The organism is Pseudomonas sp. MS01C9 (assembly GCF_058202755.1).
Genome location: NZ_CM177073.1, coordinates 1001261 through 1013875, shown reverse-complemented (window position 1 = coordinate 1013875; position 12615 = coordinate 1001261). Strand labels below are relative to the sequence as shown.

Below are 12615 nucleotides of genomic sequence, written 5' to 3'. Positions count from 1 at the left end.
ACCTGAACACAATCGCTTGCCCTGCGTGTAAACCATCGATCAGACGTCCCACGGGACGCATCCATGAGGTTTACCATGCGCACCACTTCGACCTTCATCTGCCAGGCCGCCGATCAGCTCCAGGGTTTTGTCGGCCTGAACCGCAAGACCGGCCAGTACATCGTGCGTTTCAGCGAAGACGCCTTCGGCATGGACGTGGCCGACGACGGCATTATCCCCACCAGCGAATTCGTCTGGGCCCCTGCCGCCCAAGGCACCATGATCCTGAAGCGCGAGCGGATCCAGTTGCTGCTGGACCAGAACATCGACGATCGGATCAACCTTACCGAACCCCTGCGGGTGTACATGGCACGTAGTGACCTGCCGGAGATCATGGCGGTGCGTCAGTTGGTGAACGGCTGAACCGGGCGGATATCGGCAATCGCGTGGTGTTGGGCAGGTCCCTCACCACGGGGGCAAGAAGCGCGCTCAGACCTGGCGCTGGAACGCATATTCCCGTTCGACCTTGCACACCCGCGTGTGGAAATGGGTGTACCAGGTGGCGCGACCGCGCTCCTGGATTGCACGATGTTCAGGATGCCGCTTCCAGCTCTGGATCGCCGCTTCGCTGCTCCAGTAGGAAACCGTGATGCCCAGGCCGTCCTCGCCACGGGCCGATTCGACGCCGAGAAAACCCGGCTGTTCCCTGGCCAGCGCCAGCATGCGCTCGGCGGCTTCGGCGTAGTCTTGGTCTGCATCGGTGCGCAGGGAAGTGAAGATAACGGCGTAATAATGTTCACTCACGGGGCTAAGCTCCGGCAGGCTTCGACAAATGCATTGACCAGCGGCGGGATGCGGTTTTCCAAGGCCGCGCGCTCAGGCTGGAACAGCGTGGCGACAAAGAACGGATGTCCCCGCAGTTCCACGGCGCGCAGCTCGCCGGCCGGATCCCTGGCGACGGCGTACAGCGGTCCGTCCAATAGCTCCTTCTCGAACCGCGGATTGACGCCGAAGCGGCACCGATACCCTTCGAACACCGTCTGGCGACCATAAGCCTTGGCCGTCAATGAGTCCGCTACGAGCCCAAGGCTGTCGATGGTTTCGATCAGAGCACAGCTCAGCGGTGTCAGCAGGATGCGTTCGGCTTGCGGGGCGGTTTCGCCATGGACGGCATCGGCCCAGCCCATGACGTTGCGGGCATATTCCAGCATCGCATGTTGGAAACCGCCGCAGGTGCCCAGGAAAGGGCGACCCTGTTCGCGGGCAAAACGAATGGCGTCCAAGGCCCCGGTTTCGTTTCGGTAAGGACTGCCGGGCACGCACCAGATGCCGTCGAAGCCTTCCAGAACGCTCCCATGACTGATGGATTCCGTTGCCAGCCATTGGAAACTCACGAGCTGGCCGGTTTGCTGGCCAATCATCTCCAGGGCCAGGGGAATGGCCCGGTGGGCGATTATCTGCGGGTCATGATCGCCGACAAGGGCGATGTGCGAAGGACGCTGTTTTTCCATGGGGAGGCCTGCCGCTTGTTGATTCCTGGCCGCCACTATAGATTGGCGTTCACGCAATCAATATTGGCGTTTACCCAAGTGCTCAATGCATCGACGCAATATCGCCTGGACTATCCCGACCTGTCCCTGATTCTGGCGCTGGTGCGTGGCGGCTCCCTGGCTCGGGCCGCACGGCTGTTGCAGGTGGACGTATCGACGGTGTTTCGTTCGGTGCGTCGGCTTGAGGCGTCGCTGGGACAGCCACTGTTCGAGAAGAGCCGTGCCGGGTATTTGCCCACGAGCCTGGCACAGGCATTGTCCGAACAGGCCGAGCGTGCCGAGCAAGCCCTGGAAGCTGCGCGTATCGGCGTGGAGCAGGGCGGGGAGGTGGTCAGCGGCACGGTGCGGTTGACCTGTACCGACTCGGTCCTGCAAGCGCTGTTACTGCCTGCTCTGGCGAGGTTCATGCCCGCCTATCCGGCGTTGCACCTGGAACTGAGTACGTCCAACGACTTCGCCAACCTGAGTCGCCGCGACGCTGATATCGCATTGCGATTGACCCGCACGCCACCGGAGCACCTGGTCGGCCGACATCTGGGTGATGTGACCTTCCGGGTATGTGCTAGCCCGTCTTACCTGTGCGCTGTGACTTCGGATGACCTGGCAGCAATGACCTGGATCGCGCCCGACGACTTCCTGCCCGACCACCCCACCGTGACCTGGCGCCGCCAGCATTTTCCCGGCGTGATACCGGCTTATTGCTGCAACAGCATGCTCTCGGTCACCGAGCTGGTGCGCGCCGGCCTGGGCATCGCGGCGCTGCCGGACTTCCTGGTCGACGACGCCCAGGGCCTCACGTCCTTGGGTGAACCGTTGGCTGGCTACGACACGGCGCTTTGGCTCCTGACCCGGCCAGACTGCCGGGCCTTGCGCTCGGTGGTGACGTTGTTCGATGAACTGGGGCGTAGCGTGCGGCTGCGTTGAGTATCAACGCTGGTAATGGGCCAGGAACATGTCGAGGGCCGATTCAACCACCTGGGTCTGTTGCTCAGCGGTCAGGCCAGGTTGGCCCATGGAAATCTGCGGCCAGAAGGCGAACGTCTTGATCAGCCCGTGCATCTGCTGGGCGGCAAAGGCCGGCTCCACAGCTTTCAACCGGCCATCGGCCTGGGCCTGGCGAATCCAGGCCGTCAGGCCTTCTTCACGCTGTCCCATGCGCGCAACCATGTTCTGTGCCCGCTCGGGAGAATGGATCGTTGCGGCGATGGCGATGCGCGCCAGGTCGAGGAAGTTATCGTCCGCCAGCATGTGCAGTTTGGCTTGCAGCAATCGACGAAGCTGCTCGCGCAGAGGCCTGTCGGGGTCGTAGGCGGTTTCCTGCTCTGCCGTCACGCTGTTCCATAACCGGTTCAGGATCTCAGCGAAAAGTTCTTCCTTGCTCGGAAAGTGGTTATACACCGTGCGCTTCGACACACCGGCCGTTGCCGCGATCTTGTCCATGCTGGTGATATCGAAACCACTGCTGCGAAATTCGGCAATGGCGGCCTCCAGGATGGCTTCGCGTTTTCGGTCGGTGAGGCGCTGCGGTACGGTCATGGGTAAAAATAGTCCAGAAAAGATAAGTTACACTCGGTGGTTTACTTGTTGTCGGCAGTGATGCAGTCTGCAACCTACACCGGTCGGTGTAGTTTTACCATCAAGCGAACGGCTGAGCGTGCATGCAACGGCCATTTAGCGTTCAACAACGGCGAAGCGCAATGCCAGTGACGCCCTTGGAGTTATCGCATCATGACCCATCCCTCTATTTCGTCCGACAGCTCATCTATTCATCCCGCGTCTCGACGGGAGCAAGGAAAGTATCGCAACCACGCCTCGACGCCTCGGGAAGGGGTCGGCAAGGCCTTGCGCATTCTGTGGAACATGGTCTTCCACAAGCCCCGCGACACCCGCCCTAAGGGCGCCGTCCCGGTCCGGCCGTTGACCCGTGCCGAGCTGCTGGCGGCGCCCAATGGCAGTGTCTTTCGCCTGGGCCATTCCACCGTACTGCTCAAGCTTCGGGACAAATTCTGGCTGACCGACCCGGTTTTTTCCGAGCGTGCCTCCCCGGTGCAGTGGGCCGGCCCTAAACGCTTTCACCAACCGCCCATCAGCCTGGAAGAGCTGCCGCCCATCGAGGCGGTGATTCTTTCCCACGATCATTACGACCATCTCGATCACCAGGCCATCATCCAGCTCGCCGACAGGACCGAGCATTTCCTGACGCCACTTGGAGTGGGCGACACCCTGGTCAAATGGGGCGTCGACGCCAGCAAGGTGCGTCAGCTGGACTGGTGGCAGGGCACCGAGGTGGACGGTATCGAGTTCATCGCCACCCCCTCCCAGCATTTTTCCGGTCGGGGCCTGTTCGACGGCAATAGCACGTTGTGGGCCTCGTGGGTGATGATCGACGGTGACACCCGGATTTTCTTCAGCGGCGATACCGGTTATTTCGATGGCTTCAAACGCATCGGCAATCGCTACGGCCCCTTTGACCTGACCCTGATGGAAACCGGTGCCTACAACATCGAATGGTCCCTGATCCACATGCAGCCCGAACAGACCCTCCAGGCGCATATCGACCTCAGGGGCCGTTGGCTGCTGCCGATCCATAACGGGACGTTCGACCTGTCGATGCATGCCTGGTACGAACCCTTCGACCGAATCCTGGCCCTGGCCTGGGAGCGTAACGTTCTCATCACCACGCCGCGGATGGGCGAAGCCTTCAGCCTTACGCAACCGCAACGTGGCCGGGCCTGGTGGCTGGATGTGGAGGCGTCGGCCTACCAGAACCAGACCGGTATGGCCTGATACCGTGTCACACCCGCAGGGTCATTCGATCATCGCGTAATCGGCCCGCTCCATGGGATCCGGCGTGGCACCCTTGATGTTCATGCCGCGCCCCGGTGCGAAGCCAGGGAAGAACACCAGGCCCTCGGCTTCCAGTCGAAAGGCCAGGGCCAGGCGCGTCACGTCGCGCAACTCCCCGCCGGCTTCGAAGCGCCGTATGGCCGGAACTGAAACACCGGACTGGCGGGACAATTCCTCGACACTCCAGCCCAGCATGGCTCGGGCCTGGGCACTGTGGGCGGGGGTGAACTGGTAGACAGCGATGCGTTCCAGGGTGGTTTTGATTGCGAGAGAGGCCATGGGGGTTCTCCAAAGCGGTGGGTTCAAAAATACTGTGTTTTTGTACAGTTGTTTTGAGCCCGGATCAATCTCATTTTTTTGATGGATGACCGGTGGTTTTCTCCAGCCAGGCGCTCGGGGCCTGGCCCAGGATCCTTCGAAACATCGTGGAGAACGCCGCGGGACTGTCATAGCCCAGATCAAGGGCAATCCTGGTCACTGAATCTCCTACAGCCAATCGAGACAATGCCGACAGGGCGCAGGCCTGTTGTCGCCATTGGCTGAAACTCAGCGACGTATGCTGCCTGAACAGGCGATTGAACGATCGCAGGCTGACGTGCAACTGCTCGGCCCATTGCACAGGCGACGCATGGGCGTCGGGTTTTGCCAGGAAGATCTGGCACAGGCCCAGCAAGCGGGGCTCCTTGGGCAATGGAAGGTGCAATGGCAAAGGGGCGCTGCGCAGCAGCTCATGCAAGAGCAGTCGGACCAGCGCACCATCGCGTCCGGCTTCGTCGTAGTCCGGTACAAGCTCCACGGCCTCTATCAGAAGCTGGCGCATCAGGGGCGACACGCCGATGACCTGGCAACGGCTGTCCATGCCTGTGATGACAGCTGGTTCAAGGTACAGGCTGCGCGTGCTGACGCCCAGCATCAACACTTCATGGGCGACCCCTGGCGGAATCCATACCGCCTGTTGCGGCGGCACCACCCAGTTACCGTCCTGCGTGCTGACCTTCATCACCCCAGTTGCACCGTAGAGCAACTGCGCACGGCGATGGCGGTGTAGCGGCAACAGGTATCCATGGGGATAGTCGGTGCCGATGGCGACCACAGCCCGGGGCGTCGCATCCAATACATCGATCGAACCATTGCGCATCGAAAGCCTCGTTTTGGCGTAAACGCAAACATTATTGGCCAGTTTGCTACAGCGGGCCATGTCTCGTTTACCTATCGTCGACACCTTTCTCCGGTAGTGGATTTCTCTGATGTCCTACCTATTGCTCGCCTGTTTCGGCTGCCTGAGCGGCGTGACCGCCGTGCTGTTCGGGTTTGGCGGCGGCTTTGTCGTCGTACCGCTGATCTACCGCTGGCTGATGGCACGTCACGCTAATGACGCCATCGGTGAGTCGGCGATGCACATCGCCGTGGCGACCTCCACCTGCGTCATGATCGTCAACGCTCTGGTCGCGACCCGAAAACACCAGCGCGCCGGTCAGTTGCTTGCTCATTACCTGTGGCCGTTCGGTGCCTTCATCGCCCTGGGCGCGGCCCTCGGTGCGATGACTGCCACCTGGATGAGCGGCGAAATCATTCGCTACGTCTTCAGCGCCTACCTGGCCCTGACCATTCTGGATTGCTTGCTACGGCGAGGTTTTCTTACACGCCAGAGCGACGTCGTCCCTCGCTCCCTGTCGACACTGGAGACGACGTTGGGAGGTACTGCTGTCGGAATCATCGCCACGTTCCTGGGTGTCGGTGGCAGTGTCATGACTGTGCCGCTGCTTCGCCGGTGTGGCTTGAGCATGTCCCAGGCTACATCGATGGCAAATCCACTGAGCTTGCCTGTCGCTTTGGCTGGTACCGTTACCTACATGGCTTTGGCCGGCCTCACCGGAGCTGACCTCGGGCCGTGGTTCGTCGGATATGTGGACCTGCTGGCGTTCGCTGTACTCACGCTCGGTGCGGTACTGGGCATCCGCCTGGCAATGCCATGGGTCGGGCGGATACCGGATCGACTGCATGCGCGGGTATATGTCGGGCTGCTGATGGTGGTGATGGGCGCAATGTTGTCGGGGTAGGGGGTTATTGGTCGGCCAGCCCCGGTGCTTCCCGGATGATGAAGTGATCCAGGTTCTCGATATTGGCGCTGAATACTCCGAACGTCTGGTCGGGGTTTTGCTTGCTCGGCACCTGTTTCAACTCCGGCGTCACCCCATAAAAGAAGCAGTACAACGGCGCGTCACTGTCCACGGCGTGCTTGATTTCTTCCAGGAACGCTTTGCGCTTGCGGTAGTTGTCGATCAGTTTCTTGCTCAGGTAGACATTGACCGAGTAAGGCTTCTTCTTTGTCTCATCCGGTTGCTTGAACCAGACCTTCTGTTCGAAGTCGATGCGAAAACTCTGCGTGTAGTCCTTGATCTCCTTGATCCTGCCCCAGTAGATCAATCCCCTGTTGTCCAGCAGGTACTCGATCTTCTTGAAGAACGAGGCGTAGGGTGCCGTATGCTCGCCGATCTTCAGGGGCATGCGCTTGAGCAACGCCTTGTCCGCGAAGTTCGATACGAAACACTCCACCGGATGAGCGAAGACATGGGTCCTGTCCGGTGCCGAACCACGGCCCGGGTGCTCGCCATGACTGGCGAGGGAAGGCGCGCGTTCTTCGCGTATTCCATCGGTCGTCACCGTCGGGCTGGACGGCTTGCGCACATACTCGCGCCGAGCCAGCAATAGCTCCGAAGGAAAATGTTCTTCCCGAGCGTCATCCGATTCCTCACCATCCGCCTCCAGGCCAGACGCCGGGGTCTTTAGACTGGCATAGGGGCAACCCTCGATATGCCGCGTACTGGGGATGTTCTTGAAGTGCGGCGTGCGTACGTAGTTCACGTTCTTGGCATTGAATGTCCCCAATACATTCGTCGCGTCGAACGCTATTCGACAAACATCGTTGGGGCACTGGAAATGCTCCTTGGCGGAGTCGAAGTCCATGGTCTCGTCGAAATTCAAATCGCGTACGTCATAGATCGACAACTTGTCGTCGAGGCTGAGGCAGTAGGCGAGGTCGAATTTCATGACGGGCTCGGGTCCTTGAGAACAAAAGGGTATTAATAGCGGGTGGTGGGGTGAGATGCACTGATTGTTTTGCAAACACGGCAGTAAGCCGGTGTCCCCCGACTCGCCTGGCAACCTGTGGCGAGAGACTGTGCTTTCGCTGGCTTGCGGAGCAATCCCGATGCCAGGTGCAAGAAGTCCTTAACGCGCCTACATCCAACGGTGCTTTCTGACCCAATGAAAAAGGGCTGCCTAATGGCAGCCCTTTGTTTTGTCGTGAGAGAACTCAGTCCCAGCTAAGCGCGCCGCCGGTTTGGTATTCAATCACCCGAGTCTCAAAGAAGTTCTTCTCTTTCTTCAAGTCCATGATCTCGCTCATCCAAGGGAACGGGTTAGTCGTGCCTGGATACTCTTCTTTCAGACCAATCTGCGACAGGCGACGGTTGGCGATGAACTTCAGATAGTCTTCCATCATCGCCGCGTTCATGCCCAACACGCCGCGAGGCATGGTGTCGCGGGCGTATTCGATCTCCAGCTGCGTACCCTGCAGGATCATCTGGGTCGCTTCTTCCTTCATCTCGGCATCCCACAGGTGCGGGTTTTCGATCTTGATCTGGTTGATCACGTCGATGCCGAAGTTCAGGTGCATGGATTCGTCGCGCAGGATGTATTGGAACTGCTCGGCGACGCCGGTCATTTTGTTGCGCCGGCCCATGGAGAGGATCTGGGTGAAGCCGCAGTAGAAGAAGATGCCTTCCAGGACGCAGTAGTAGGCGATCAGGTTGCGCAGCAGCTCCTTGTCGGTTTCCGGGGTGCCGGTCTGGAACGTCGGGTCGGAGATGGAGCGGGTGTATTTCAGGCCCCAGGCGGCTTTTTTCGCCACCGATGGGATCTCGTGGTACATGTTGAAGATCTCGCCTTCATCCATGGCCAGCGATTCGATGCAGTACTGGTAGGCGTGGGTGTGGATCGCCTCTTCGAACGCCTGGCGCAGGATGTACTGGCGGCATTCCGGGTTGGTGATCAGGCGATACACGGCCAGGACCAGGTTGTTGGCCACCAGGGAGTCGGCGGTGGAGAAGAAGCCCAGGTTGCGCATCACGATGCGGCGTTCGTCGTCGGTCAGGCCTTCCGGGTTTTTCCAGAGGGCGATGTCGGCGGTCATGTTGACTTCTTGCGGCATCCAGTGGTTTGCGCAACCGTCCAGGTACTTCTGCCAGGCCCAGTCGTACTTGAAAGGCACGAGCTGGTTGAGGTCGGCGCGGCAGTTGATCATGCGCTTTTCATCGACGGCGACGCGGGCGGAGGCGCCTTCGAGTTCGGCGAGGCCTTCGGCGATGTCGAGTTTGTCGAGGGCGGCCTTGGCGCGAATGATCGCCGCCGAGTCGCTGGCCGTCACGGCGCGCGCTTCCAGTGCGGCGGCACCGCCGGCACTGTCGAGGCGGTCCATGTTGGCTTCAGAAGCGTGGCCGGCGTTGGTGCTTTTTACAGCAACTTCGCCGTCTTCTTTGTCGAATTCGTCCCAGCTCAGCATGACGTGTCGTCTCCTGCGTGAGGGCCAGATGCCCGGTGAAGGCCTACTGGCCGCGTTGGATCTTGGAAAATCGTTTGTTGCAGCAGCTGACGCAGGCAATAAACAGAAAAATGTACGGGTCATGCCGAAGCGGCTGTGAACGCGAAGAGGCAATGTGCCTTTGCGTAGGCTTCAGGCTGGCTTGATCCCCTGTAAGGGAATATTGCAGGCCCGTTTAAGGCGGCATTATAAGGACTTTTTTGCCTACGTGGTGCGGCGAAATCGCCCACGGAGGAGGTGGCGGGGTGGCATATCCGCGTCGGAGCGAGAGTTTACAAGGCTTGCGTCAGGAAAGGACCACTGAAGATTTTTTTTGCATGGGTCGAATGGCGAGAGGTTTTGATCAAAAAACGATCTGTTTTTGCGGTTTTGCACTACATGTTGTGTTTGTCGAGGGTTTTCGGCGGTCCCAGACACAACCCGGCCCGACCGGAGTCGGGCCTTGGAAACTGCCAATAATGATCAATCGATGCGCGCCGAATCGGTGCGGTCGCTGCCATCGGCAGCGACGCTCGTCGAAGCGGTGTGGTCGTTGGCATTGGTGGCGACCGTGGCGCTGTTCGAGAGGTTGTAGCGATCGATAGCGACGGCGGAACCGGTGTGATCGAAGCCGTCGGCGGCGAAGCCATGGCTGGCCAGTACGGACAGGGTCAAGGCGCAGAACAGTTTGCTTTTCATGGTGGTTGCTCCTGGTTCGTTCACACGTCGGTCAGCCGTTGGAGCAACCGTTGCCCATGATGCTGTAGCGAAGGATGTGGAGCTGGCCCTTCGAATCTTCGTATTCCATCTTCGCCGGGACCACTTCGCAGACGTTCGGAATCTCGCTCATGTAAATGACTTTGGCGATGTCCAGGTGGGTGGAGTAGGTGTACTCCTCGATGGCCGGTTGTTGCTGTGCGACATCGGTCGGGACCTCGTCTGCCATTGCGCTGGCGCAAAGACTGCCGAGGACCAGGACCCATAGAGCTTTCATCTGATTCACCTTTCTTGAGGTCGAGTGGGTTCACGCAACCTTTTTGGGGTTGCGTGTGGAGCTGGCTTTGGAAGTTGGATTAACGGCCTTCGTGGGGGCTGTGTTGCGTTAATCGTGTTTGCCGGTTGGCGAGATGGATTCTAGGGAGCCGGGCCGGACGCAAACAGACCGGGTTTTGATAAACACTTTTGGTTGATTTGGTAATAATCGCCGGGAACGGGGCGCTGTCTGCGGCCAATGGTCTGGATCACCGACGCTGTGGCGAGCACGCCCGTTGTCATAGGGAAGTGCTCTGAAAACGGGCCTCGGGAGGGATTACCGACACTTTGTAGGGACTTGTTACTACCATCGTCGAATGGTTCCATAGGCCCGCGCCGAGCTACAACGGACCCATACAAAAACAACTATTGTCACCGAGGTAAGAAAGATGAGTGCGGCTTCCCTGTATCCCGTTCGTCCCGAGGTAGCGGCCAGTACGCTGACTGACGAGGCGACCTACAAGGCCATGTACCAGCAGTCGGTGGTCAACCCGGATGGTTTCTGGCGCGAGCAGGCCAAGCGCCTCGACTGGATCAAGCCGTTCACCACGGTGAAGCAGACATCCTTCGACGATCACCACGTCGACATCAAGTGGTTCGCCGATGGCACCCTGAACGTGTCCTACAACTGCCTCGACCGCCATCTGGCCGAGCGCGGTGACCAGGTGGCGATCATCTGGGAGGGCGACGACCCTGCCGAGAGCCGCAAGATCACTTATCGCGAGCTGCATGAAGAAGTGTGCAAGTTCGCCAACGCGCTGCGTGGCCAGGACGTGCACCGCGGCGACGTAGTGACGATCTACATGCCGATGATTCCCGAGGCCGTGGTCGCCATGCTGGCCTGTGCCCGGATCGGCGCGATCCACTCGGTGGTGTTCGGTGGCTTCTCCCCCGAGGCGCTGGCCGGCCGGATCATCGACTGCAGGTCCAAAGTGGTGATCACCGCCGACGAAGGCATTCGTGCCGGCAAGAAGATCCCCCTCAAGGCCAACGTCGACGATGCGCTGACCAACCCGGAAACCAGCAGCATCCAGAAAGTCATCGTGTGCAAGCGCACCGCTGGCAACATCAAGTGGAACCAGCACCGCGACATCTGGTACGAAGACTTGATGAAGGTGGCGGGTACCGTTTGCGCGCCGAAGGAGATGGGTGCCGAAGAGGCGCTGTTCATCCTCTATACCTCCGGTTCCACCGGCAAGCCCAAGGGGGTGCAGCACACCACCGCCGGCTACTTGCTGTATGCGGCCCTGACCCACGAGCGCGTGTTCGACTACAAGCCGGGCGAGATCTACTGGTGCACCGCCGACGTCGGCTGGGTCACTGGCCACAGCTACATCGTCTATGGCCCGCTGGCCAATGGCGCGACCACCTTGCTGTTCGAAGGCGTGCCGAACTATCCGGACATCACCCGCGTCGCGCAGGTCATCGACAAGCACAAGGTCAATATCCTCTACACCGCGCCGACCGCCATCCGCGCGATGATGGCTTCGGGTACCGCCGCTGTCGACGGTGCCGATGGCAGCAGCCTGCGCCTGTTGGGGTCGGTGGGCGAGCCGATCAACCCGGAAGCCTGGGACTGGTACTACAAGAACGTGGGCAAGGAGCGTTGCCCGATCGTCGACACCTGGTGGCAGACCGAAACCGGTGGCGTGCTGATCAGCCCGTTGCCAGGTGCCACAGCCTTGAAGCCGGGTTCGGCCACGCGGCCATTCTTCGGCGTGGTACCGGCGTTGGTGGACAACCTCGGCAACCTGATCGAAGGCGCCGCCGAAGGCAACCTGGTGATCCTCGATTCGTGGCCAGGCCAGGCGCGGACGCTGTACGGCGACCATGACCGTTTCGTCGATACCTACTTCAAGACCTTCAGCGGCATGTACTTCACCGGTGACGGTGCGCGTCGTGATGAGGATGGGTACTACTGGATCACCGGTCGGGTGGACGACGTGCTCAACGTATCCGGCCACCGCATGGGCACCGCCGAGATCGAAAGCGCCATGGTCGCCCACCCGAAAGTCGCCGAAGCGGCGGTGGTCGGTGTGCCGCACGACATCAAGGGGCAGGGCATCTATGTCTACGTCACCCTGAATGCCGGCGAGGAAACCAGCGAGGCCCTGCGCCTGGAACTGAAGAACTGGGTGCGCAAGGAGATCGGCCCGATTGCGTCGCCGGATGTGATCCAGTGGGCGCCGGGGCTGCCGAAAACCCGTTCGGGCAAGATCATGCGCCGTATCCTGCGCAAGATCGCTACGGCCGAATACGACAGCCTGGGTGATATCTCCACCCTGGCCGATCCGAGCGTAGTGGCGCACCTGATCGAGACCCACAAGACCATGAACGTCGCCTGACGGTAATCCGTAACACCGAAAAGCCCCGCCCGGTTTTGCCGAGCGGGGCTTTTTCGTGGGGCTGGCGCGCGCCCTCGCCACAGGTCAGGTGTTCGAGTGACTGCGGTGCCTGGCTTTGGGGCTGCTTCGCAGCCCGCAGGAGCAAGCTCCCTCGCCACAGGTTCGGCGAATGAATAAATATCGGCGTTTGAAGCAGGAGGTGTCTGAGCGTTACCGGTGTTTTGAAATGTGTAACCAAAGGCGCCACAACGGGGCGATGTGAAACGTGAAGCCCCGTCAT

At 60.2% G+C, this 12615-nt stretch carries 14 protein-coding genes; 5 read left to right on the top strand and 9 right to left on the bottom strand.

Going from position 1 to position 12615, the window contains the following annotated elements:
* The first annotated feature begins 75 nt into the window (after positions 1-75).
* Positions 76-402, top strand: coding sequence for a DUF2025 family protein (locus AC1M7R_RS04735; RefSeq protein WP_072394927.1), 327 nt, complete (start codon positions 76-78; stop codon positions 400-402).
* 66 nt (positions 403-468) lie between these two features.
* On the opposite strand, the gene AC1M7R_RS04730 is transcribed toward AC1M7R_RS04735, so the two are convergent.
* Both AC1M7R_RS04730 and AC1M7R_RS04725 read right to left on the bottom strand, forming a co-directional pair.
* Positions 469-783: an antibiotic biosynthesis monooxygenase family protein gene (locus AC1M7R_RS04730; RefSeq protein WP_072394925.1), complete on the bottom strand. Its 315-nt coding sequence runs from the start codon at positions 781-783 to the stop codon at positions 469-471.
* Positions 780-1490, bottom strand: a complete 711-nt coding sequence (locus AC1M7R_RS04725; RefSeq protein ID WP_072394923.1) for a CTP synthase C-terminal region-related (seleno)protein — start codon at positions 1488-1490, stop codon at positions 780-782. Before AC1M7R_RS04725 ends, AC1M7R_RS04730 begins: the two co-directional genes overlap by 4 nt.
* A gap of 15 nt (positions 1491-1505) precedes the next feature.
* On the opposite strand from AC1M7R_RS04725, the gene AC1M7R_RS04720 reads away from it, so the two are divergent.
* Positions 1506-2453, top strand: coding sequence for a LysR family transcriptional regulator (locus AC1M7R_RS04720; protein ID WP_072394921.1), 948 nt, complete (start codon positions 1506-1508; stop codon positions 2451-2453).
* 3 nt (positions 2454-2456) lie between these two features.
* On the opposite strand, the gene AC1M7R_RS04715 is transcribed toward AC1M7R_RS04720, so the two are convergent.
* The gene (locus tag AC1M7R_RS04715; protein ID WP_072394919.1) at positions 2457-3065 is read right to left on the bottom strand and encodes a TetR/AcrR family transcriptional regulator; all 609 of its coding nucleotides are present in this window, start codon (positions 3063-3065) and stop codon (positions 2457-2459) included.
* Between the two features lie 192 nt (positions 3066-3257).
* Between AC1M7R_RS04715 and AC1M7R_RS04710 the strand changes: the two genes are divergently transcribed.
* Positions 3258-4316 (top strand): MBL fold metallo-hydrolase, encoded by a 1059-nt coding sequence (locus AC1M7R_RS04710; protein ID WP_072394917.1) that lies wholly within the window; start codon positions 3258-3260, stop codon positions 4314-4316.
* Positions 4317-4337: 21 nt separating this feature from the next.
* Here AC1M7R_RS04710 and AC1M7R_RS04705 read toward each other — a convergent pair whose 3' ends face one another.
* Positions 4338-4655 carry a helix-turn-helix domain-containing protein gene (locus tag AC1M7R_RS04705; RefSeq protein WP_072394915.1) on the bottom strand — a complete coding sequence of 106 codons (318 nt, stop codon included), beginning with the start codon at positions 4653-4655 and terminating at the stop codon, positions 4338-4340.
* A 70-nt stretch (positions 4656-4725) separates the two neighbouring features.
* A complete protein-coding gene (locus AC1M7R_RS04700) occupies positions 4726-5514 on the bottom strand; it encodes an AraC family transcriptional regulator (protein WP_072394913.1) in 789 nt (262 codons plus the stop codon).
* Positions 5515-5623: 109 nt separating this feature from the next.
* On the opposite strand from AC1M7R_RS04700, the gene AC1M7R_RS04695 reads away from it, so the two are divergent.
* Positions 5624-6436: a sulfite exporter TauE/SafE family protein gene (locus AC1M7R_RS04695; protein WP_072394911.1), complete on the top strand. Its 813-nt coding sequence runs from the start codon at positions 5624-5626 to the stop codon at positions 6434-6436.
* Positions 6437-6440: 4 nt separating this feature from the next.
* Here AC1M7R_RS04695 and AC1M7R_RS04690 read toward each other — a convergent pair whose 3' ends face one another.
* The 4 genes from AC1M7R_RS04690 to AC1M7R_RS04675 all read right to left on the bottom strand — a co-directional run bounded on the left by AC1M7R_RS04690 (position 6441) and on the right by AC1M7R_RS04675 (position 9952).
* Positions 6441-7427 (bottom strand): hypothetical protein, encoded by a 987-nt coding sequence (locus AC1M7R_RS04690; RefSeq protein WP_490610269.1) that lies wholly within the window; start codon positions 7425-7427, stop codon positions 6441-6443.
* 265 nt (positions 7428-7692) lie between these two features.
* Positions 7693-8940, bottom strand: coding sequence for a ribonucleotide-diphosphate reductase subunit beta (locus tag AC1M7R_RS04685; protein ID WP_072394906.1), 1248 nt, complete (start codon positions 8938-8940; stop codon positions 7693-7695).
* A 501-nt stretch (positions 8941-9441) separates the two neighbouring features.
* Positions 9442-9657: a hypothetical protein gene (locus AC1M7R_RS04680; protein WP_072394904.1), complete on the bottom strand. Its 216-nt coding sequence runs from the start codon at positions 9655-9657 to the stop codon at positions 9442-9444.
* 31 nt (positions 9658-9688) lie between these two features.
* Positions 9689-9952, bottom strand: a complete 264-nt coding sequence (locus tag AC1M7R_RS04675; protein WP_072394902.1) for a DUF2790 domain-containing protein — start codon at positions 9950-9952, stop codon at positions 9689-9691.
* Positions 9953-10379: 427 nt separating this feature from the next.
* Here AC1M7R_RS04675 and acs point away from each other — a divergent pair, with 427 nt between their 5' ends.
* Entirely contained in the window at positions 10380-12335 is a 1956-nt protein-coding gene (acs, locus tag AC1M7R_RS04670) for an acetate--CoA ligase (RefSeq protein ID WP_072394900.1), read from the top strand.
* The last annotated feature ends 280 nt before the right edge of the window (positions 12336-12615 follow it).